The organism is Pseudoalteromonas sp. BZK2, assembly GCF_014349195.1.
Taxonomy (GTDB): Bacteria; Pseudomonadota; Gammaproteobacteria; order Enterobacterales; family Alteromonadaceae; genus Pseudoalteromonas; species Pseudoalteromonas simplex.
Genome location: NZ_JACSOG010000009.1, coordinates 22,379 through 45,411 on the forward strand (window position 1 = coordinate 22,379; position 23,033 = coordinate 45,411).

Annotated in this window: 14 protein-coding genes; 8 read left to right on the forward strand and 6 right to left on the reverse strand. The window is 42.2% G+C overall.

The window, feature by feature from the left end; all coding sequences use genetic code 11:
• Nucleotides 1-161 precede the first annotated feature (161 nt).
• From BIZ38_RS06950 to BIZ38_RS06960, 3 genes are all read left to right on the forward strand, one after another.
• Nucleotides 162-2,921 carry a cadherin-like domain-containing protein gene (locus BIZ38_RS06950; protein ID WP_187489933.1) on the forward strand — a complete coding sequence of 920 codons (2,760 nt, stop codon included), beginning with the start codon at nt 162-164 and terminating at the stop codon, nt 2,919-2,921.
• Between the two features lie 291 nt (nt 2,922-3,212).
• A complete protein-coding gene (locus tag BIZ38_RS06955) occupies nt 3,213-5,864 on the forward strand; it encodes a TonB-dependent receptor plug domain-containing protein (protein WP_187489934.1) in 2,652 nt (883 codons plus the stop codon).
• Nucleotides 5,857-6,927, forward strand: coding sequence for a cytochrome-c peroxidase (locus BIZ38_RS06960; RefSeq protein ID WP_054551832.1), 1,071 nt, complete (start codon nt 5,857-5,859; stop codon nt 6,925-6,927). Before BIZ38_RS06955 ends, BIZ38_RS06960 begins: the two co-directional genes overlap by 8 nt.
• A gap of 36 nt (nt 6,928-6,963) precedes the next feature.
• On the opposite strand, the gene BIZ38_RS06965 is transcribed toward BIZ38_RS06960, so the two are convergent.
• Nucleotides 6,964-7,962: an AraC family transcriptional regulator gene (locus BIZ38_RS06965; RefSeq protein ID WP_187489935.1), complete on the reverse strand. Its 999-nt coding sequence runs from the start codon at nt 7,960-7,962 to the stop codon at nt 6,964-6,966.
• The gene (locus BIZ38_RS06970; RefSeq protein WP_187489936.1) at nt 7,946-8,863 is read right to left on the reverse strand and encodes a GGDEF domain-containing protein; all 918 of its coding nucleotides are present in this window, start codon (nt 8,861-8,863) and stop codon (nt 7,946-7,948) included. The genes BIZ38_RS06965 and BIZ38_RS06970 overlap by 17 nt, the downstream gene beginning before the upstream one ends.
• 284 nt (nt 8,864-9,147) lie before the next feature.
• On the opposite strand from BIZ38_RS06970, the gene BIZ38_RS06975 reads away from it, so the two are divergent.
• Both BIZ38_RS06975 and BIZ38_RS06980 read left to right on the forward strand, forming a co-directional pair.
• Nucleotides 9,148-11,448 (forward strand): TonB-dependent receptor plug domain-containing protein, encoded by a 2,301-nt coding sequence (locus tag BIZ38_RS06975; protein WP_187489937.1) that lies wholly within the window; start codon nt 9,148-9,150, stop codon nt 11,446-11,448.
• A gap of 58 nt (nt 11,449-11,506) precedes the next feature.
• Nucleotides 11,507-13,435, forward strand: coding sequence for a phytase (locus BIZ38_RS06980; protein ID WP_187489938.1), 1,929 nt, complete (start codon nt 11,507-11,509; stop codon nt 13,433-13,435).
• 56 nt (nt 13,436-13,491) lie between these two features.
• Here BIZ38_RS06980 and BIZ38_RS06985 read toward each other — a convergent pair whose 3' ends face one another.
• The 3 genes from BIZ38_RS06985 to BIZ38_RS06995 form a co-directional block, all read right to left on the reverse strand.
• Nucleotides 13,492-15,078, reverse strand: a complete 1,587-nt coding sequence (locus BIZ38_RS06985; protein WP_187489939.1) for an L-lactate permease — start codon at nt 15,076-15,078, stop codon at nt 13,492-13,494.
• A gap of 94 nt (nt 15,079-15,172) precedes the next feature.
• Nucleotides 15,173-15,757: a YqaA family protein gene (locus tag BIZ38_RS06990; protein ID WP_187489940.1), complete on the reverse strand. Its 585-nt coding sequence runs from the start codon at nt 15,755-15,757 to the stop codon at nt 15,173-15,175.
• Between the two features lie 59 nt (nt 15,758-15,816).
• Nucleotides 15,817-16,725, reverse strand: coding sequence for a GGDEF domain-containing protein (locus BIZ38_RS06995; RefSeq protein ID WP_054551839.1), 909 nt, complete (start codon nt 16,723-16,725; stop codon nt 15,817-15,819).
• 236 nt (nt 16,726-16,961) lie between these two features.
• On the opposite strand from BIZ38_RS06995, the gene BIZ38_RS07000 reads away from it, so the two are divergent.
• Both BIZ38_RS07000 and BIZ38_RS07005 read left to right on the forward strand, forming a co-directional pair.
• Entirely contained in the window at nt 16,962-18,194 is a 1,233-nt protein-coding gene (locus tag BIZ38_RS07000) for a TMEM143 family protein (RefSeq protein ID WP_187489995.1), read from the forward strand.
• A gap of 141 nt (nt 18,195-18,335) precedes the next feature.
• On the forward strand, nt 18,336-20,375 hold the full coding sequence (locus BIZ38_RS07005; RefSeq protein ID WP_138599923.1) for a prolyl oligopeptidase family serine peptidase: 2,040 nt from the start codon (nt 18,336-18,338) through the stop codon (nt 20,373-20,375).
• Between the two features lie 32 nt (nt 20,376-20,407).
• Here BIZ38_RS07005 and BIZ38_RS07010 read toward each other — a convergent pair whose 3' ends face one another.
• Nucleotides 20,408-21,538, reverse strand: a complete 1,131-nt coding sequence (locus BIZ38_RS07010; RefSeq protein ID WP_187489941.1) for an ROK family transcriptional regulator — start codon at nt 21,536-21,538, stop codon at nt 20,408-20,410.
• 155 nt (nt 21,539-21,693) lie between these two features.
• On the opposite strand from BIZ38_RS07010, the gene fucP reads away from it, so the two are divergent.
• Nucleotides 21,694-22,971, forward strand: a complete 1,278-nt coding sequence (fucP, locus tag BIZ38_RS07015; RefSeq protein ID WP_187489942.1) for an L-fucose:H+ symporter permease — start codon at nt 21,694-21,696, stop codon at nt 22,969-22,971.
• Nucleotides 22,972-23,033: the final 62 nt, after the last annotated feature.

The window sequence follows — 23,033 nt, forward strand, 5'->3', positions numbered from 1 at the left end:
CCAGCTGTAAAACATCGTTTTTAAATTACTGTTTCAAGCTAGAGAATCACAATTGCATAAAAAAGCACACTCAAACGCAATCAAGATCTATTATCATTCGCATTATAATGATAACATCTCAGCCCTTCTTAACTTTCTCAATAATAAATACGGGTATCAGCATGAAAAACAGAATAAAGTATTTACCACTTGTGATTGCATTTGCACTCACTGGCTGTGGCGGTTCAGATAGTAATAATGCACCTGAGTTCACAAGCAACTCAGCGTTCACTCTAGATGAAGATACATCTATTACAGGTCAAGTTGTGGCAACAGGTGATAATGCTGTTAGCTATACCCTCGGCTCTGCAGCAAGTAACGGGATATTTGCTTTAAATGCTGATGGTAGTTTTAGCTATACCCCAAAAGAAGATTTTGCAGGCCAAGACACAGTAACCGTTACCGCCACTGACGGCAGCTTAAGTACTGATGCTGAACTTACTTTTACGGTTAACAACGTTAACGATGCACCAACACTTACGAGCCAATCAATCACGGTAACCACCTCAACGACAACTGAAGGTTCATTAACTTTTAATGATGCCGACGGTGACACTATAACTGTGTCTTTAGTAACGCCTCCTACTAACGGTACCCTAACTCTAGATGAGCAAACGGGGGCATTTACATTTACCGCAGAAACGCTGTCAGAAATTAACGACAGTTTTGTTATTGAATTTACCGATGGCAATATTAGCTCGCCTATCAGCGCAACCATTGAATTAAAACCTTCGTATGTTACGAACGAAGATAAGCTCAATTACTACTACAGCTCAGATAAGTCTCATTTAAAACAAGCTGAAGCGATTAGTGAAAATATCAATGACGATGTGTATTTGAATACAATTAATGCAAGCTTAGGTCTTGGTTATGTTGTTGCTGGTTTCGAAGAAAAATCAAATCAACACTTTAATGCTATTACCAGCTTAGATGAGAAAGCCAGAGCTTACAGAAGCACATCTTCACAATATGACTCCTTTGGGGAGTATGACATAGCAGCCGAGTTTCGTGCTAAATCTGTCATAGCCTACAATCAGTACCTTGCAGAAAAAGGGCTAAATAATATCAGTTCAGACGATCCTGATTTTTATCAGAATGTCATCAAACTCTATAATCGTGCAGGTCAAACAAATTTAGCAAAGGAATTACTCAATACCCTCACTACTTTTGCAAACGAAATAAAAAGCGATGAATACACAGTCGCTTACGCAAAATATTTAGCTTCTTTTTACAAAACATCTAACTCATTAAGAGAAGACTATTACTCTGATAGAACAGAAGAAAAAAGACAGGAAGCAATTGAGAGCGTTATTGCTATGGGTGAACTAGCTGAGCAAACAGGTTACTTCATCGAAAAAAGTGGTGACTTTAAAGGCTTACCTAGTGATCGAATCAAAGCACTATACGTCTTAAGGGCAGCTGAAGCTTTATTGCGTCTAAACGAAACAGAACTTGCCAAAAAGTATGTTAATTTAGCTTTATCACTATATGGTATTACAGGCTTAGATAGTAACTATGTGTACCAAGCCAGTCCCTACTATGAAGCAACCAAACATCAATATCAATTTCCCTTAGAAGGCCTTACAGGGCTCATTCACGGCCTTTACAACATACCTCTCGACGAAAACCCTGCTTTGAAATTAATGACAAAAGAAGCAAATATAAGTGACGCACTTGAGTACAGTATGGGACAAGACATTGCTAAAAACCTCATTGCAGGTCAGGGAATTGACGATGCAGTATCATACGCAAAGACTTATTTTACAGAAGATAGCAAAGTTAATATAACCAGCTTTTACAAAGCTTTAACCTGGGAATCTAACCAAGATGGCGCTGTACTTGTACTTGAAGCTAGAGGAGAAAACGAACTCGCGTTGCAGGTTCTAGACTATGCTGCAGACATCTTATTTTCTGAAGCTTTCATTACAGAGCAAAAATATGCAAGATATATTACAGGCACTTATGGATGTGCAGGGATAGTGCAAAAAGCTATCTCTTTAGGTGGCTTAGATCATGCTAAAAGTTATGCAAGCAGATGTAAAACTATGCTCGCGACTTATTTCTCTCCGAACTCAGAGCTATTCACCACGAAAGTGGCACTGGAGGCTTATCGTAATTTAATTAATATATACGACTTTATTAATGATAACTCTGAGCTAACAGCTGCATTAGAGATAATTAATCAACATATTGCATTACTCTCTGATGATAGTGAAAAAGTTAAAGAATACTTAGCGATCACTGGTTACTTAGTTAGAGCAGGCGAAGTAGAGGTAGCTAAGCAACAACTACTACAAACATATTTTATTATCTCAAATCTCAAAACATCTTTAGAATTTGAAGATTACATAGATTTAGTAGAAAAGGCGGCAATAGCCTCAATAAGTGATGCCCCAATAACTACAGGAGTTTATTATCAAGATTCGTTTGTTACATCTTTGAAAAAATACCAAACGTCCAACTCTCAATATTTGTCAATTTATAATGAAGTTATAGCTGCACTTCATGATTTAGCTAATGATGCAAATCAGGCATTAATGAAGCAATCTGAAAAATTAGTCATAGATAACACTGCTATGCTAGTCACACTATTTGCAAGACTTGAAGACGATGCAGCAGTTACTGAGCTAATTAATCAATCTGTACTTGGTGAAGCCGATAAATTAGCGCTTTATGCGAATTTTGCTGCAATTCGAGCAACTAAAAATGACTTCCCTGCATCTTCGATCGCAAGTATCGATACGGACCACGATGGCAAACCTAACTTCTTCTTATCAGGCGCATCAGAGCAAGCGATTGCTGAATCGGGCTTAATTGCTGATGACGATGCCGACAATGATGGTATTGAAGACAGTATCGATGTGACTCCTTTAGGAGAATAGCCCATTCATAATACGGCGAGGCAGCTATGCCTCGCCCACCATGTGAAAAACCCAAAAAATTAAAATATACCAAATTAAAGGAATTTAATATTCCTTAAAAAGTTAAAAAACCACAAAATACAATTGAGATCTATTTCTATTCGCATTTTTAATTGATACAATCACCTACCCTTACCTTTATGCAAAATACGCAATAAATGAAGCAACTAATTTAATAAAGGTAATTAACTATTGCCAGCTCTTAAGCGGCCTTCTCTTTAATCTAATTGGTACTATTTCAGGAGTTTTACCATGCAAATGCGCTACTTATCAGCGTGTTTGATGCTTTTACTTAATGCCCCTTTACACGCTAATGAAGTAAAGCAACAAACAACAGATCCTCAATGTAACGATAAGAACAATAAGCAATGCAAAGAGATAGAGCGCATTACTGTTAAAGGGCAATACATCGGAATTGAAGTACCTGAGGTGATAGGTCGTGCCTATTTAGATAGAAACTTTATCGAAGCAACCCCCAAAGGTAATGGTGATATTAATGAATTAATTGCCTTACTGCCGGGCGTGCAATTAAGTGAAGACTACTACTCAATTGATAACCTTGCTGAAATTAGCGCCCCAGAAATAAGTATCTCGGGTGCAAAGCCTTGGCAAACAGGCTTTATGATTGATGGCATGAATTATAACAATCGTCTTGATCCTGCCAGCGCGAGCCGTATTGGGGCCTCTGAAAATGAGGTATCAGGCGGTGTGCAGAGCATGAACATTAACAGTCAAATTGTTGAGTCGATTACTGTTTACGACCATAACATTCCAGCAGACTTTGGTGACTTTTCTGGTGGCGTGGTCGATGCCGAAACGATTTCACCTTTTTCTACAGATACTCGTGTGAGCTTTGGTATTCGTGGTAACCGCAGTGATTGGGGGGAGTACCATATAATCGATAACGATGAACCTGATGACACCGCAGAGGGCAAAGACGACCTTGAGCCACCAATCTATGAAAAAACTAATATCGATTTTTCAATCCAAAAAAAGTTAAATGAACAACATGCTTTACTAATGAGCGTGAGCTATTTAAAAAGTGATATTTCGGATATTTCACTCTCGGCACAGAAGGTCGAAAGTAGAGAAAACATCAATGCCTTACTGAAATACAGCTATCGCGATGGCTGGGTTGATTCACTCGATTTAAGCGTTATGTATGCCCCTTATACTTCAGATTCATACTTGAAAGACGTGCTTAATAGTGACTACCAAGTCGAAGGAGGAAGCTTTGGTTTTACGGCTAATTTAGGTGAAGAAACACGCTTTGGTCACTTCAGCAGTAAGTTTAATATGAGCCAAAGTGATAATAATCGCACAGGGCCTGCGCATTTTTATACTTGGCTTCAAGCAAAAGGCAAAGAGTGGGGTCAATTAGCCGATCAAAGCGTCGACTCAATTCCTGTTTCAGAGTACGGCGGCTATGGCAACCTTGATAACACGCAAACCACCTTTAATTGGCGAAACACCCTAACACTTGAGCGTAAAAAGTGGGGCAATACCGAACATGCAATTCGCGTGGGTGCTGAACTCAACCATCAAAATTATGAGCGAACTCGCCAACAAAACTATTATAAGTATGACTCACCAATTCAATACTCATCAACTAACGCACAACTAAACTGTAGTGGCTATACTCTTGATTGTGTTGAACAAAGTTTTTATGTTGATTTAGATACCCTTGCCGAGCAATTAGGCGGCAGTATCGATTTTAATAATCCAGAGCACTTACTTGCTTACTCGAATAACGTAGCGACAACTGCTCAGTATTTTAACTCTCGTCTTGTCACACCCAGTGAATATATCGATGTAAGCTTAAATAAAGCAGCACTGTATGCAACCGATGTCATCACTTGGAAGCAGTTTGATTTTCACTTTGGTGTTAGATACGACTACGATGATTTTTTCAAAAATCACAATATCGCGCCACGCTTCTCAATGGGTTATGACGTATTTAACGATGGTAATACACTACTGACTGCGGGTTTGAACCGTTATTACGATGCAGGCCTACTCGGTTATAAAATTAAAGAGCAACAAAAGTTCGCTTATCGTGAGTACCGCCCTATTCAAAGTGGCTACTTACAAGCTTGGCTTCCTTCTTCTTACACAGGTAACTTTCGTTATATTTATGACGATGTGAAAAGCCCCTACGATGATGAAATTGCCTTAGGTCTTCGCCATGCTACCGAGAGTTTCGGTAACTTTGCAGTGAAATACGTACATCGCGACAAAAAAGACCAGTTATCCAGAAATGAAGAAACCAACCTAAAAAACGACGGTTATCAGTATATTACTATTTATAATAATGGTACTGGCGAAAGCGAGCGATACTCGCTGTCTTGGGATGCAAAATTTGGCGACCATTCAATATGGGCCAATGCATCTTATAGCCAAAATAGTGAAAGCAATAGTGACTACACTGCAACACCCGACAACACCCCTATTGAGTCGCTGGTTTACTATGAGGGTGAGCTGATGAGCTTATCTGAGTTAGATACCCTTAAAGCGAATTTTGGTCGCCCAGTAACTGCTAACTTTGGTTGGAATACAGATTGGACTGATACGTTTTCAACAGGTTTAACAGCAACCTACAGCGGCAGTTACACAACTGCAATTAAGTCTAGTAGCGATCAACTAATTGGTATTGGTAGTGAGTGTACTACGTGTGAAGCAGTTGAAATATTTGTGCCAAAGTACGAAGCACATACCTTTGACGCTCGCATTATGTTTGCCTTAAGTAGCCGTTGGGAGTATCAAGTTAGTCAATCTCAATCTCTTGAAGTTCGCCTTGATATCAGCAACTTATTTAATGCCAGAAGTCACGCTATTACAGAAGGAAATTCAGGTATTGAACCAGGTAGAATGTTTTGGTTAGGGGTATCTTATAACTATGAATAAATGGTTATTTCTCTTAACTTGCGGCATTTTTACAACGAGCGCCTTCACACAAGAGCAATCATTACGCAAGTTATACGCAAAGCCACAGCATGAGTGGCCTGCGATTATTAGCAGTAAAGATGTGCCAGCGGCCCCGCTCAAACCTTTAAAAGCTAAACCGTTTAATCAAAGTGATGAGATCATCACATTAGGCGAAAAGCTATTTAACGATACCCGTTTGTCACGAGATAACACGGTAAGCTGCGCAAGCTGTCATGAGTCTCGTTTAGCATTCTCAGATAGGCGAAAACTAGCTGTCGGCATTGATGGCCAAGTGGGCACCCGAAATACCCAAGCCATTATTGGTGTTGACCATTGGCAAAGTTTCTTTTGGGATGGCAGGGCTAAAACTGCGACAGAGCAGGCATTAATGCCGATTGAAAACCCGATAGAAATGGGCACTTCTGTTGATCTTGTGCTTAACAAAGTAAACAGTGCTGAGGACTATAAAAGTCCAATATTCAATGCCTTTGGCAAAGAAGCACTAAACAAAGAACTATTGGCTCTTGCGCTTGTTGCCTTTGAACGTACCTTTGATATTCCAGAATCATTATTCACACGCTTTATCGATAAAGCGCAAACGAGTCCTAGTGAAGCGGTTGCACTTTTAAACGATCAACAACTTGAAGGCTTGCATCTTTTTAGAACCAAAGCAAGGTGTATGACTTGCCATGAAGGTGCTTTACTCAGCGACAATGAATTTCATATTACGGGGCTGCATTTTTATGGTCGAAAACTTCAAGATTTAGGACGTTTTGATGCCACCCAAGACCCAGCTGATATAGGCAAGTTTAGAACCCCTTCTCTTTTAGCGTTACAACAAAGTACGCCTTGGATGCACCATGGTGGCTTTCAAAGTTTGCTGGGGATAGTCAACTTTTATAATGCAGGTGGAGCAAGGCCAAAACCGAGCAAAAAATTTAAAGATGATCCAAACTACCCACAAACAACAGAGTTACTGCATAAGTTAGCACTTAGTAAAGATGAAAAAAATGCGCTTATCGCATTTTTAGAAACCCTTTAACTGCACGCTCGCTCTTAGCGATAAGAGCGGGCTTTCTTACCCTTTCAATTGACTTGGCGTAAGCCCGGTCCAGCGTTTAAACGCTCGTCTGAAATTAGCAATATCATAAAATGATAAGCGCATGGCAACTTGCTCATTGCATTGCTCGCGCATGGCAAGTAGGTAAATCGCTTTGCGCTTACTTTGCTCATCATACAAGGTAGAAAAACGTACGCCATGAGCTTTTAATTTACGCTTGAAGGTTGCAGGGCTCATGGCAAATTGGCTGGCGACTTGGTCTAAATTTAACGCCGGATTTTGATAAATTAATCGACTTACGGCTTCCACAAACGTGCTATTTGCAGAATTTAATGCCGCTAGCTGCGAGTTAATTTGTGAGAACCTAAAACTACTAAACGCGGGGTTAGTAAGCCTAAGCGCGTGTTTATTCAATACCCAACGGGTTATAGGCTTTTCAAAAGCGACTTTAAGGCCTAAATGCTGCTCGTATTCTTGGCTATGTCTGGCGCGTTTACAGGCAAACTCAAACTGACAAGGGACTCGCTCACCCGCCACTTTTTTAAGAACTTGGTAAAACGCGGCGCTGTAAATTTCCATAACATACTGGCTTATTTCATCATCCAAGCCCACTGCATTTTGCAGCACAATGTAATACTGCTCGTTATGTACATAACTATAACTAAATAACAAAGGGGCTAGTTGCATGCGCAAATTGTGTAACTGCTTTAAAGCTTGGCCAATGTGCGCTGCATGTAACACGCCTTGGGCGGCAACAGAGGTATCGTTTGCTAGTTGACTGCCTAATAAAAAGCCGCTGTCGGCAGATTTCATCAACTGCTTAAACTGCGTCAATAAGCGTACTTGCTGCGAAATACTAAACTGATGCTGCACACTCATTAAGTCTTGCTCAAACACCCCAGTGCCTCTGAGTAGCTTATGCAGTGCAATGCCGCGACTTAAGGCCAGCTCCACCAGCGTGGTGATCAGCCCCTGTGCGGTGAGGTATTTGTCATCTTGATTAAGATACGGCTTCACAGTGGCTGACTCTTTGTTGTTTTTGTTGTTGTAACTTAGCGTGTAAACGCGAGCTTAAACTTTGTGGTGTATCGCCTTGCATACTTCCTACTAAGGCCGCTGTTACATCTTGAAACTTAGCGTGTTTTTCGCCTTCGACCTTAAATGCACAATGGCTCAGCGCCGAAGTAATTTGCGCCACCAGCTCTTTCGCTTGTGCTGCACTGGTATTTGGCATTAGCACCATAAAGCAGTCTCCTGCATAGCGGCACACCACATCGCTAAGGCGACAATTCATCAATAAAAGCTCGCTCACTTCACGGAGTAAGCGGTCGCCTTCGATAAAACCAAATTCAGCGTTAAAATCAGCAAAACCACGAATATCAATAGCGGCCAGTTGCAATGGCTGCGGCTCACTTAATTGCTCTTTTAGCACTGCTTGTAAGTAATTAGCCTTGTAAAGCCCGGTTATTGAGCACACTAATTCATGCTCCCGATGCTGTGCTTCACGGCGTTTTAGTTGCCTATTCAGTACGTATTGCTCTTGATGCCATTGATACAGCCCAAGGCTTGTGAAAATCATGCCTATCGGCGCAGGCAATGATTCAATCCAAGTAAGCCACGTATTGGCTGGTTGATGTAACCACTCATCAAATAAATCAAGGGAAGCTGAAAACATAAAAAGCCCAAGCCCTAGCACTAAAAAGCTGGTGACTTTGCCGGGCGGCCTCGAAATAAGCAGTGCAGCTATCCAAGTCAGGGTCATCAGTACAATGCCCCCCTCGCCTAAAATATCTAACCATGCGATATCAGCAAGAGGCTTTAATTCTCCTGCTTGCGCGCTTAGCAAAAACGCAATTACAAACAGAGCAATAACGGCATTGGTTAAAAACCGATGATGAGTAAAAGGGTTATATCGCATTCTCAGTACCTAACAATAATTCACGCTGCCATGCTAACTCGTTAGCGTTTAAAGCAGCAGGGTCATATTAGCTCAATGATGTGACAGCAAAGCGACAGTCAAACCTTGTTAAACCCCTTAAGCACTGTATTTACCTTAAAAATATGGGGTTATTGCAGCTCAAAAGTACTTTTAAAGCCCGCTAATCACTTGTTTTTACAGGCTGTTAGCGATTTTCTGTCACATTAGCGTCATTTAAGCTGCGTACTTTGCTCATCAAACCAAGGACAACCAGGAGCAACCCCATGAAACAATTTAAAACGAAGGCGTTAGTAAGCGCCCTCGCCTTATGCCAATTTGCTGCTTACGCACAAGACGAACAAAGCAGCGATGAGAAAAAAGTAAAAGTCTCTGAAGAGCTTGTTGTATATGGCGAAATCGGCTATCGCAACCGCTCACAAGAGCTGGCACCGACGCTTGAATACTCACAAGAATACTTTCAACGTTTTGAACCGCTGACTGCCGGTGATGCATTAAAACGTGTACCGAGTGTGACGTTTTTATCGGATGTTTTAGAGTCTGATGGCGCACGTATGCGTGGCTTAAGCCCAGCTTACACAAAGGTGCTTATCAACGGTGAAGAAGTACCTGGTGCAGGTGCTGACCGCTCATTCTTTGTTGACCGTATTCCTGCCGAGCTAATTGAGCGTGTAGAAATTATTCGTGCTTCAAGTGCAAACCGCTCTGCCGATGCCATTGCCGGCACGCTAAACATTGTATTGCGTGACGGTTACAGCCTAGATGGTGGTTACTTGCGTGCAGGTGGCCTGCGTTATGACGATGGCGAATTAAAAGAAAGCTTTGCTGGTGTTTACGGCACTGAGTTTGCTGGCGGCCGTTTACTACTTGGTGCGAACTTACAAGGTCGTTATAACCCAAAACAAAAATCAAGCCTACGCTATGGCGACAGCCCAGAGAATAACGCCAATTACAAAACCGAAGAATTCGATAACCGTGAAGACCAAACAGACACGCGCGATGGTGACGACACCTCGCTAAACGCCAGCTACGAAATAGCTTTTGATGACGGCAGCAAGTTCGATATCAGCGCGATTTGGGTTGATACCGACCGTACTGAAGATGAGCGTTCATTCGAATATGACGATCCAACAGCAATCAATAACTCAATTGTTGAAGGCGGTAACCTTGAGACCGACAACGCCAATGTATCTTTCATCGATCAAACCAACTACAACATCAACTCGGGTTATGAGTTACCCCTTTTTGGTGGCACCAGTAAATTTAAGCTTGGTTTTGCAAGCTTTGAAGAGTCTGTTTACGAGCAAGAAGTAGAAATCGATACCTCTGAGCTACCTATGGTGTTTGAGGAAGAAGAAGAAACCGTAGACCTGGATGACAAAGAATGGTCATTACAATGGCAACATAGCTTATTTGCAGGCGAGAACAAAACGATTCAATTCGGTGCCTTTGTACAAGGTAAAGAGCGCGATACTGCTGTTTATCAAGCCGAAGGTGAAAGCGAACAAAGCTTTACTAGCTGGGATCAGTTCAACAAAACACCACTGTCACTGGCAGGCTTTAATAACGAGTTTGAAGCAGCCGCTGGTGGTGTCAATAAACTCGAGGAAGACCGCCTAGATGTATTTGCATTAGTTAAGCACGAAGACCAAGACTTCTCATGGGAGCTGGGTGTGCGCTACGAAACAACTGATTCAACCATTACTGACAAAGTAGAAGGTGTAAGCGCTAAAAACGATTATGACTTCTTCTTACCATCGGCACATTTACGCTATAACGTCTCTGAAAACGGCCGTGTTAGTGCATCGGTTGCACGTAGCTTACGTCGTCCTGACTTTGATTACATCACCCCTGCTCTACTTGAAAAAGAGCTAGGCGATAACGACTTTTTAGGTAACCCAGACCTACAACCAGAATCATCGTGGGGTATGGACTTAGGCTATGAATATCGCTTAGGTAAAAGCGGCGTCGTGGGTATTAATGTGTTCTATCGCGATGTCACTGACCTTATCGAAATAGCCAATACAGGCCAACAAGGCTCAGAAGGTGATGGTACTTACATTTTGCAACCGCGTAACACCGGTGATGGCAACGTAAAAGGTATCGAGCTTGATTTATCAACGCCGCTAAGCGCTATTAGCATGCCAAACACAGGGGTATTCTTTAACTACTCATGGCTTGATTCAGAAGTAGATGACACTTTCGGTAGCCGTAAATTCAACGACCAATCAGACTACGTGTTTAACGTTGGTTTTATTCAAGACCTACCTGATTTAGGCGCTTCGTTCGGTGCAACGTACCGTAAACAAGGTGATGCTTATGGTCGTATCGTGGGTGAAGAAGTAACCACACACTACGGCGCAGACCTAGAAGTATTCGTAGAAAAACGCTGGCAAGACGTCACGCTTCGTTTAGTGGGCTCAAACCTACTTGATGCAAGCAAAGACGAAACCTTTAACAAGTTCGACACGGTTGATGACCAAATCAACCGCGACTTTGACGAGTATGAACTGGAGTCTGAAGAAGCAGGCCCTGTTATTCAGTTAATGCTGCGCTACGCGTTTTAATACACATAATAGTTATTAAGGCAGCGCATTGCTGCCTTGTTGTATATTTGGGGATCCCATGAATTTTAAAAAACTACTTAATCTTGTTGCCAGTGCAGTGATGCTAAGCACCCTAGCAGCGTGTAGCCAAACAACGGCAACTGAGGCACCAAGTAAAAACCAATTAACAGCCTTTGGCACAACTGAAAATATGCAAGGCTCACAAGCAGCAGCCCTTGCTGATGACGCTTGGCTATTAAGCTCACAAAGCCAAGGCCTACAACTTATTGATGTCACTGGTAAACAGCACGCATTACAAAAAGGTAACTTCGAAGCGCTATCTGTTAAGGCGATCGACAAAAACAGTTACCTTGTTGCCAGCATCGACAACGAAGCCGACCAAGCGGTGATTTTTAGCTTACAAAAAGCAGCTAAATGGCAACTAACTGAAATTAGCCGTATCAGCCCACCAAAAGCAAAACCTGAGGCGGTGTGCTTATTTGCCAACCTGACCACTCAAGCCGTGTCAGCATTTGTGGCAGACGCTCGTGGTCTTATCCGCGAATCACTGGTGTTTGATATGGCAAGCAAGCGCGCGTTAAACCTTGAATTACGTGAGTTTGCCGGTGTAAGTGAAACATCAGGCTGCGCGGTTGATGATAACAGTAAAACTCTTTATTTAAGTGAAGGCGAGCTAGGCATTTGGCAAATTAACGCCGACGCTGAATCGCGCGCCGATAAAAAGCCCCTTGCTATGATGTCGCCATTTGGCAGCTTAGCGCCTGAAGTTGGCGGCTTAAGCACAACAGAAGATGGCAGCTTATGGTTTACCACCTCTGAAGATAACCAATTACATCGCTACGAAAGCAGTACTAAACGTTTTAGCAGCTGGCAATTTGCTGGTGAACTGGCGATTGAATCTGCCGCAGTGCGCTTTAACAATAATCAAGCTGATATTGTGCTATACGATGATGAATCAGGTCATTATGTAAAAGGTCAAATAGATGGGCAGGCTAAACAACATAATAGCGCTAAAACAGCGGCTGTTACTTACATCAATGCACAAGCGCAAACCGATGCTGTTCGTGCTTTTGGTGATGCCGCCGATGACCCTGCTATTTGGGTAAACCCTAAAAATGCAGCAAAAAGCCTGATCTTAGGTACCGATAAACGCCGCGGTTTAATGGTGTATGACCTTGCAGGCAAAGAGCTACAAGCGCTAGAAACAGGCCGTTTAAATAATGTTGATGTGCGCCAACATGCCAGTATCAACAACGCAACGAATACCTGGATTGCAGGTAGTAACCGTACTCATAACAGCATCAGTGTTTACAGCGTCGATACTCACAATCAGGTGCAACATTTTGCTGAGCTGCCAACGACTCTAAACGAAATTTACGGTATGTGTATGTACTCATCAAACACAGGCAACTATGTGTTTATGAATGACAAATCAGGCCTGTTTCAGCAATACAAACTAACAGGTGATAATGAGAGCGTATCAGCACAACTAGTGCGCGAGTTTAGTGTTCCAAGCCAACCAGAAGGTTGCAGTGCTGATGATAAAACCGCACAGCTATTTTTAGGTGAAGAAGACGAAGGTATTTGGTTTATTGGCGCTGAGCCAACAGCAGGAAATAAACCTGTAATGCTACAAACCGTGAACGATATGCTGGTTGATGATGTAGAAGGCATGGAAATCTACCACGCAAAAGATGCTCGATATTTAGTGGTTTCTAGCCAAGGTGATTACAGCTATGTGCTTTATAAAATTATTGATGGCAATACCCCAAGCCTTGAGTTTGCGGGTAAGTTTGCAATCAGTAATAACCTAGAGTTAGCAATAGATGGCGTATCAGAAACCGATGGCCTAACGGTCACACCGGCTGCACTACCGGGCTACCCTGAAGGGGTGCTAATTGTGCAAGATGGTTACAACCGTATGCCACAGGCACCGCAAAACTTTAAGATTATTGACTGGCGCGAGGTAAAAAAAGCTATTCAATAAGTTACTCTGTAGGGTGCTCGGTTTATCTGGGCACCTTTTTATCTGAACATGTTTAATCAGTAAAATAGATAACTAAAACACCCAACTATTGCACCGTAAATTAGCATAGGCAAAAAGGTTTTCTTAAGCACGGGCCCTTCTTGATTATTCACTCCAACAATACTGGCTACAGCAATAATATTGCTAATGCAGATCATATTCCCCATCGCCGCCCCCGTTGATTGCAACGCAAGCACTAAGGTTTCTGACAAGCCCACTTGCTGTGCAATACCATATTGAATACCGCCAAAGGTAAGATTAGATACGGTTGCAGAGCCTGAAAAGAAAGTGCCGAGTGCCCCCAAGTACGAGGCAAATAACACCCAGTGCTCCCCGCTTAAATCAGCAAAGGTGCTCGCCATATAAAATATGGGCGCATTATGGCCGCCTTGCATTAAAACATTCACCATCACCAGCGCCCCGATCAAAGCAATACATGGCATAGCTATACGGCCTAAGGTGTCGGAGCACATTTGCTTTACTTGTGGCTTGCTCATTTTAAGTAACGGCACGCAGATCAGCACCACCAATACAAACGGGATCAAGGCTGGTACAAACAAGGTTTTATACGACCACCCCACTGAGGTGCCAAATATCTCATGTAAAGATAAGATCAGCGCTTTGCTTAATTCAAATTGTGCAAAGCCCAAATGAATACTCAGCCAGAGCGTTTCGTCGTTAAGCAATGCTTTAATGCCCAACTGATGAATACGGGTTATCACCAGCACAACAATCAAAAGTAATAACGGGAATAATGCTAAAAATAGCGCTTTGGGTGTGAGCTCAGCTTTGCCTTTCGTGCTTTGTGCATTTACAGCTGAGTTATCTAAACCCACTCCCCGACTTGCTAAATAGATAGTAACTAATAGCCCCACCGCACCACCAATCAGTGATGGAAACTCATAGTTCCACTGGGCAAACAACCAATAAGGTAAGACACATGAAAACACACTTAAATAAATGAATATGCTATTTTGACGCACCTTTTTTAATGGCAAAACAAGACACAGCGCAATCATAGGAATAACCAAAGCAGCAACAACATGACAAAGCGCCGTCCATCTTGAAATAGCCAGCACTTGCCCATCATCTAATTGTAGCGCTGAAAAGCCAAACCATGTTGGTGTGCCTACTGCACCAAAAGATACGGGAATCGAGTTTAAAATAAGAGTGAAAACAATCACTTTAAAAGGCGAGAAACCAAGCCCGACCAAAATAGGCGCAGCGATGGCCGCAGGCGTGCCAAATCCCGATGCACCTTCGAGCATAAATGCAAATGCCCAGCCGATGATCATCAACTGTGCAACTTGATTACTGCTAATAGATTCGAGCCAATGTTTAATCGTGGTTTCGGCCCCTGATATTGCCAACATGCGGTTAAGTAAAATAGCCCCAGCAATAATCGAAATAGGCGTCATAACAGACAATACACCAGCAAACGAATTAGCAAGCAACAGCCTTAAATCAGCTTGAAAGTAAAACAGTTGCAGTAAAGAGGCGAGTAGCGCTGTTATGGGTAAGGCAATATAAGAGGCGATGGGGCTGCTTTTTACCATCATCCAGATCAGCACCAAAATAGGCAGTGCAGCCACTAGGGTATTCATGGGTCATCCTGTTGTTTTTATTGAGCGCTTTCCTTAATTCAAAGTATAGACAGGATAACCCTAATCAGTATTTTTTATTTGTTAAATGAGTGTATTAAATGAGTGTACTGAGCCACCAAAGTAACAGTACTAACACAGAAATAGCCACTAAGGCTTTGGTTTTGTGCTTTTGAATAATTCGCTCAGCCTGATTACCCGCGAAATAAACAACGGCAGCAAGAGCAAAGTAGCGAATTGAACGCGCAATGACCGTTGCCAGTAAAAATAGAAAAATCGAATACTTAGTAGCCCCAGCGGCAAGCATGGCAATTTGAAATGGGATGGGCACAATACCGAGCGTCAATACAAACCAAAAGCCTTGTGCCTGCATTTTTTGCTTAACTTGCTCGAATTGCTCAGGGTTTGAGAAGGTATTAATCACCCAATCGCCCACTACATCAAATAGATAATAGCCAAGGGCATAGCCAAAAATAGCACCGATTATACAACCTATGGTCGCCATTAAGGCAATTAACCAAAGCTTTTCACGGCGGGCTTGCATTAACGGAATAAGCACAGCTTCAAGAGGAATAGGCACTATGGTTGACTCTAAAAATGATGCCACCGTAATCGATTTAAGCATATGTTTTGAGTCAATAAACTGCCGTGTTTTTTGCTTAAGCTTTTTTGCAATCGCCATTATTCATCCTTAATCGTTTTGTTGCATTTTAGGTTACAACAAAAAGTCTTAACCGTCCCTTACGGTTTATGAACATAGCGACTACGACCCTGATTTTTAGCCAAATAAAGCGCTTGATCAGCACGTTTCAAGGTACTACTAAAGGTCTCAGTAGCACGTTTGATCGCTGAACCAACACTCACGCTGAGCGTTTTACTCGGTGTCACCATCACATTACTGGCAAGGCTCAGCAGTTGCTCGCAGGTAGCATGTAATTCATCTGCATCATCTGTGGCAACATACATTGCAAACTCCTCACCACCAATTCGCGCAAATAGAACGTCTTCTCCTAATGCTTGGTGACACTGATAAACAAAGTCTATCAATACCTGATCGCCTACATCATGGCCATATTCATCATTAATCGCCTTAAAATGATCAATATCGGCGATCACTAAACTATGTGGTTTACTTTGGTTTTGCTGCACATAATGGTAAAAATAACGACGATTGTACGCCTTTGTTAATACATCGGTTTTTAGCTCTTCTTCGAGCTGCTCTCGGGTTTTAGCTAAATCAGTAAGCGCTAAATAAAGACCAAACCCAGTGATAAGCATCCCTAAGGTGCGGGTAATATCTTCGATATAAATGCCGACCCAGATTGGTTGGAACACCAGCTCATCTAAAAAATCAAATGTAAGTCCGACGCTCCAAAGGAAGATACCCACACTTAAAAATAAGTAACTGCGCTTAGCAACCACCGAAGTTTGCACAAACGCAAAAATACAAATCAAAATGAGCAAATTAATAGCATCACTGAGCACACCATTTAAGTAAACATCACTTTCAAGCCGATTAAAGTTATACAAATAAGTCACGACTATCATCAATAAAACGACAACAAAAAAGCTAATAAAGAATTGCTTTACTACAAGAGGTACTGAATTTAACTCAGCCTTTACTTCTGGAGGGGGTGCTTGCTTATTCATAATTAATCACGACAACTTGCTGCAATGAATTAAACATTAGCAAAGCAAATTTAAAAGTGCATGATAAAGCCACTATAAAGGGGAAAAACCAGCGTTTTTACTGGAGTAAATATTCTAAATATAAGCCGTTTTAGTCAGTAAAAAAGTCTAAGTTCATGCCATTTGCCACTAACGGTCGCAATTTTATCGTTATTTTTTTATTATCCCAGCCAGTTTTAATGACATTACACAAATCTATGAGCAACGCGCGATTCATCCCTTTTCGAAAACACGACATCATAAATCTTTGCCAAGCTTACTTGGGTGAGCCGCAATCAGCTTCGTTTATGGAGTTTGCTACTCTTTTACAAAGCGTGACTCATTATCAATATCACGAGCTGCTGGAGTCTTTAAAAAACAACTATGCGCCATTTGACCCAAATAGCGACACCCGCACGCTAACACCGATTACCAACGAGCAACGTGCCAGCTACCAATCTGCCTTTGCAAAAGAGTTTGCCAAAGTACTCAATGCTGCCAATTTTGAAACCATTACCAATCAAGACTTACAAGATGCACTGAATGAAGAGTCTTTATTTAAAGTACGTTTAGCCGTTGAGTTTGATGACTTTGCAGAAGTGGTCTTTTACCGTCGCGGCGAATCGCAAAAAACCGAGACGCTACGCAGTTTTTGGGGGCTTAAGAAAAAGCAGATTCAGTTTACTAACTATGACCGCGTTGCCATATTCATCCGCTTTAAAGACGAGCAGTACTTTTTAGAAAAAGGCAAAATGCCGGTAGGCTTTGAGCCAAACTCAACCATCGTCAAATTATTCCAGAATGTGCCAAAAGCCGATTTAGAAATGCTGTTTCCGAATAGCGAAGTAAAAATGCGTCCAATAGATAAACTGATTATTGGTTCATCAGCACTGATTGGTGGAGCTGTGGTGTTGGTAACAAAATTAGGTGCGTCAATTTTACTCCTGATTGCTATGATTGCCTTTTGGGGTGGTTGGCGCAGTGAAGAAGTGCATATGAGTCAGCAACACTTTATTACCTTTGCAATCGGCATGGGGGTATTTGGCAGCTTTATTTTTAAAGAATGGAGCAAGTTTAAAAACCGTAAAATTCGTTTTATGAAAGCATTAGCCGACAACTTGTATTTTAAAAACCTCGATAACAACGCCGGGGTTTTTCATACCCTAGTCGATGCAGCTGAAGAAGAAGATGTTAAAGAAGCGCTACTTGCCTACACCTTTTTACTAAAAAGCGAATCAGCGATGACTGCAGAGCAATTAGATAGTCAAATTGAACAGTGGTTTAACGCGCAGCATCATTGCCAGCTCGACTTTGAAATTGATGATGCTTTAGACAAACTCGTCAAGCTTGAGCTGGTTCATCAACAAAATAACGTTTATACAGCCGTTGATTTAGATAAGGCCAAACAGCGCTTAGATAGTCGTTGGGATGACTATTTTAAGTTTGCCTAAGCCTTTAAAATCAGGTACTAGCAAGTACACATTAACTTCGAGTCAATTCAACTGGGGTAAATGCAACTTTATCTCAATGTGCTTGCGCAGCGAATGCTCTGCTTTTAGGATAAAATTTTACGGCTAAAAAAAGACCATTCCATGCAATTAAAAAAAACAATTCTTATTGGAGCAAGTTTGCTGTGCGCAGCAACGACGGCTCAAGTATATGCTAACGACAAGTTTGTCTCTGAAGATATTTTTCAACTTGAATACGCAGGCGACCCACAAATAAGCCCTGACGGTAAAAAAATCGTTTATGTGCGCAGCGGCTACGACATCATGAAAGATGGTAACAAGCGTAGCTTTTGGCTGTACGATATAAAGTCAGGTCAACACACGCCGCTGTTTTCTGATGAGCATAACTACAGCCAACCCACTTGGTCTCCAGATAGCAAGAAAATTGCTTTTACCAGCAACTCAAGCGGTTCGAATCAACTTCACGTTTATTGGTTAGCGCAAGATAAACAAGCATTATTAACGCAACTACCAAAATCAGTACGTAACTTAACGTGGTCAAATGATTCTGCACAAATTGCCTTCACCATGAGCATTCCTGAAGGTAAATCTGCGTTCGCTAAATCGGTAAAACTGCCGAAAAAACCAAAAGGCGCTGAGTGGTCAAAACCAGTGAGAGTGTTTGAAAAAGCACGCTATCAAGCTGATGGCGCTGGCTTTTTAGAGCCTTCATATCGTCACGTTTTTGTTATTCCGGTTTCGGGTGGCACACCACGCCAATTAACATCGGGTGATTATCAGCACTATGGCCCACTTGCTTGGGATCCAAGTAACACAAAACTAGCTTTTTCTGCTGATCGCAATGATGAGTGGGAATATCGCACAACTGAGTCAGACCTCTATGAAATCAATGTAAAATCAGGCGAGCTTACGCAACTAACTGATTTACCAGGCCGTGAGAGTAACCCGCGTTACGCTGAAGACGGTGATGAACTAGCCTTTGTTGCGCGTGACAACGCCCCTGTGCCTTACATTAACTCAACACTATCTATGCTCGATTTAGACGATAAATCAATCAAGCATATTACTGAAAAATTAGACCGTTCAGTGGCTGATTATAAGTGGTCAGGCGACGGCGACTTTGTTATTCAGTACGATGATTTTGGTAAGCGTAAGCTTGCTAAAGTAAACAGCCGCGGTAAGGTCACTGACTTAACGGATACGGTATCAGGCACTTCAATTGGTCGTCCGTATATCAGTGGTAGTTTCAGCATGGCCAATAATGGCGCTATTGCGTACACCACAGGCAGCGAGTACCGTCCAGCTGATTTAGGCTACCTATACAAGGGTAAAAGTAAAACGCTAACTTCATTAAATGAAGATGTGTTAGGCCATAAAAAGCTTGGTAAAGTGCACGAACTAAATGTTAAGTCACAGTTCGATGGCCAAGCTATTCAAGGTTGGTACATTACGCCACCTGATTTTGATGAAAACAAACAATACCCATTAATGGTTGAAATTCACGGTGGCCCACACCTAGCCTATGGCCCAAGCTTTACTGCTGAATTACAACGTTATGCCGCTGAAGGTTATGTGGTTGTGTATGTGAATTACCGTGGTTCAACAAGTTACGGTAAAGACTTTGCACTACTGCTAGATGGTAAATACAGTTCAGAAGAAGACTTTGCTGACCACAACTCAGCAGTTGATGCCATGATTGCTAAAGGCTTTATCGACAAAGATAACCTATTTATTGCGGGTGGTTCAGCAGGTGGTATTGCAACGGCTTATGCGGTTGGTTTAACAAACCGCTTCAACGCTGCGGCAATTACCAAGCCTGTGATCAACTGGTTAAGTAAAACGCTTTCAGCTGACAGCTATATTGGTCAAATTCGTAACCAGTTCCCTGGCATGCCTTGGGATAATGTTGAGCACTACTGGAAACGTTCGCCGCTTTCATTAGTGGGTAACGTCACCACACCATCATTGATCATGACAGGTGAAGAAGACCGCCGCACGCCAATTTCAGAATCAGAGCAATTCTATCAAGCATTAAAACTGCAAAAGGTAGATACCGTGCTTATTCGTGTACCGGGCTCACCCCATGGTATTGCGGGTCGTCCATCACGTATGATTTCGAAAATTGAATACACGCTTGCGTGGTTCAAACAATATCAGAAGTAATGAATTAAGCAGGAGTGAGATGCTCACTCCTCTTAAAAATAATGATGACTAAGCGCAAGTTGAGCAGAACCTATCGACTGCGCTTTTTCCCCGCACACGCCTAAACCCACTTCACAGCTACGTAGTCCACGACTATCTAAACGTGCAAATGCGGCAATTGATAACTGCTTGAGCTGTTCAAGTGCTTTACTCGGTAACGGCGAATCAATAATCACAGCTTGCATATCTAATAAACTTAAACTGTTATGCATGGCAATACTGATAGCCTCAGCGGCTTTTTCAAGCCAAGGCTGAACAAGTCGTTTATGATCTGAAAACTGACTGTCTGTTAGCTCATACACTGAAATACCCAACTGCAGCTTATCAAACTCGCTTTGCAGTGAAAGTAATGAACATTGGCTAAGTAACTGTTCACGATCAGTGTTTAGCATTGAGCCTATAGCACCGGCATTACCACTTTTACCTTCGAGAAGTTGCTGGTTAATCACCACAGCCCCACCTAAAAAAGCCCCCAAATAAACATACAAAAAATCGCTGTAGTTATTAGGGTTACCAAGGCTTAGCTCTGCACAGCAGGCAGCGTTATTGTCGTTACTAATATAAACAGGGAGCTGGAACTGGCTTTCTAAGTAACCTTTTAAGTCGAAGTTTTGCCACTGACTAAGTGTATTGGTTGCTGAGCCTGAAGCGGCTTGCCATTGCCAAATATCAAACGGCATAGCGACCCCAAGCCCACACACATGTGAGCGCAGCTCAGGCTCTAATTGACTGATTAGCTTTGGGGTATGTGTTTCTAAAAATGATTTAAGCTCTTCAACCGATGCTTCATGCACCTCAACAGATACAGACGTCCTTTGCGTGCTTTGTAAGTCAACGAGTATCAGGTCAAAGCGTCGTCGCCCGATTTTCAAACCAAAACTAAATGCACCATCTGGGTTGAGCCTAAACGGCACACTTGGCTGCCCTACTCGCCCTTTAACAGGTGCATCACGAAGCAACAGCTTATCTTCTTCAAGCTTATTAATATTCACTGTTGCCGCCTGAGCAGACAAGGCTAACGCTTTTGCTATTTGTGCTTTAGGCATGCTTTGCTGTTGCCTAATTAAACTTAAGATTGCGCGCTCGTTATTGCTTCTTGGTGCTCGCGATAAACTGCTCTTCATAACATCCTTCTTGATACAAGCTTGATAAGCGGCCTATTAGACCTGTTTGCAGTACTATCTACCAGTCAAAATAATAAATCAACTAGGTTGATTTATTATTTATAGTCGTGAATACTGTCGGCCACAACAATATGAACACATTAACCTGGTGAACTATGCAAACACAGTCCGCTATTGTATCGCGCCAAATGCTTTGGCCTTTTATTCTGCTTACGATTTGCTTTGCTGCTTGGGGTACTGCGGCCAATATGACAGACCCATTAGTGAAAGTTTTTAGCAAAACATTTTCTATGAGTGCGTTGCAATCAGCACTGGTGCAGTTTAGTTATTACGGCGCGTATTTTTGCTTAGCTTTACCGGCGGCCATGATCAATAGACGATTTAATTATAAAACAGGGCTGTTAGTGGGTTTAGCCATGGCCGCTTGTGGTGCCTTATTGTTTTACCCTGCTAGTCAAACCATGCTCTATAGCCACTTTTTATTGGCCTTGTTTATTCTTGCTGGTGGTTTGTCTATTTTAGAAACCTCTGCCAATCCCTATGTTATGCAGTTAGGATGCGAGCAAACAGCAACCCGCAGACTTAACCTCGCGCAAGCTTTTAACCCTGTTGGGACTAATATTGGTGTGTTTTTAGCGGCGACGTTAATCTTACCGAACTTAAATCAAGCTGATAGCGCAAGCCGTGCCCTGATGAGTGAAGCGCAATTAAAAACCGTTGTGAGTGCAGAGCTCGATGCTGTGATGGTGCCGTATGTGGGTATGGCCTGTTGCTTAATCTTACTATGGCTATGCATCTTCTTTAGCCGCTCTCCTGCAACAGAAACAAAAGTAACAGCGCAGCCGCGTAAACTTAAAAAGACCTTTCAACATTTGTATCAAAACAAGCATTATCGATTTGGTGTGCTGGCACAATTTTTTAATGTTGGCGCGCAAACCTGTGTATGGACCTACACCATTGGCTACACCATGGAAGCACTTAACACTACAGAAGTTACCGGCGGCCAAGTCTTACAATATTCGATGTTGGTGTTTTTAGTATCTCGTTTCATTATGACATGGCTAATGCGCTTTATTAGCGGCGCTAAATTACTGCGTTTTATGGCTTTAATTGCAGCCGTGCTGTGTTTTATTGTTACCACACAAGTGAATTTAGTGGGCGTAGTCGCACTTGTAGCTATTTCAAGCTGTCTATCTTTGATGTTTCCAACCATCTACGGCACAGCACTTGAAGGCCTTGGCGAAGATGCAAAAGTTGGTGCGGCTGGTTTAGTAATGGCAATTTTAGGGGGCGCATTTTTACCTCTGATCCAAGCCGCAACCATAGATGCTTTTAACACTGCGGTTTCGTTTGTTGTACCACTTGGATGTTTTCTTATCGTATCTCTTTATGGGCACCACAGCATTAGGTCACCACGACACCAGCAATCATAATTTTTGAAGGCATCTTGCAAAGTCAGATGCCTTTTATAATTGTACTTTGTGGTTAGATAATG

What these genes read in the sequence shown, in the direction of transcription:
- BIZ38_RS06950 (WP_187489933.1), top strand. Translation starts at nt 162, where the DNA reads ATGAAAAACAGAATAAAGTATTTACCACTTGTGATTGCATTTGCACTC.
- BIZ38_RS06955 (WP_187489934.1), top strand. Translation starts at nt 3,213, where the DNA reads ATGCAAATGCGCTACTTATCAGCGTGTTTGATGCTTTTACTTAATGCC.
- BIZ38_RS06960 (WP_054551832.1), top strand. Translation starts at nt 5,857, where the DNA reads ATGAATAAATGGTTATTTCTCTTAACTTGCGGCATTTTTACAACGAGC.
- BIZ38_RS06970 (WP_187489936.1), bottom strand. Translation starts at nt 8,863, where the DNA reads ATGCGATATAACCCTTTTACTCATCATCGGTTTTTAACCAATGCCGTT.
- BIZ38_RS06975 (WP_187489937.1), top strand. Translation starts at nt 9,148, where the DNA reads ATGAAACAATTTAAAACGAAGGCGTTAGTAAGCGCCCTCGCCTTATGC.
- BIZ38_RS06980 (WP_187489938.1), top strand. Translation starts at nt 11,507, where the DNA reads ATGAATTTTAAAAAACTACTTAATCTTGTTGCCAGTGCAGTGATGCTA.
- BIZ38_RS06985 (WP_187489939.1), bottom strand. Translation starts at nt 15,078, where the DNA reads ATGAATACCCTAGTGGCTGCACTGCCTATTTTGGTGCTGATCTGGATG.
- BIZ38_RS06990 (WP_187489940.1), bottom strand. Translation starts at nt 15,757, where the DNA reads ATGGCGATTGCAAAAAAGCTTAAGCAAAAAACACGGCAGTTTATTGAC.
- BIZ38_RS06995 (WP_054551839.1), bottom strand. Translation starts at nt 16,725, where the DNA reads ATGAATAAGCAAGCACCCCCTCCAGAAGTAAAGGCTGAGTTAAATTCA.
- BIZ38_RS07000 (WP_187489995.1), top strand. Translation starts at nt 16,962, where the DNA reads ATGAGCAACGCGCGATTCATCCCTTTTCGAAAACACGACATCATAAAT.
- BIZ38_RS07005 (WP_138599923.1), top strand. Translation starts at nt 18,336, where the DNA reads ATGCAATTAAAAAAAACAATTCTTATTGGAGCAAGTTTGCTGTGCGCA.
- BIZ38_RS07010 (WP_187489941.1), bottom strand. Translation starts at nt 21,538, where the DNA reads ATGAAGAGCAGTTTATCGCGAGCACCAAGAAGCAATAACGAGCGCGCA.
- fucP (WP_187489942.1), top strand. Translation starts at nt 21,694, where the DNA reads ATGCAAACACAGTCCGCTATTGTATCGCGCCAAATGCTTTGGCCTTTT.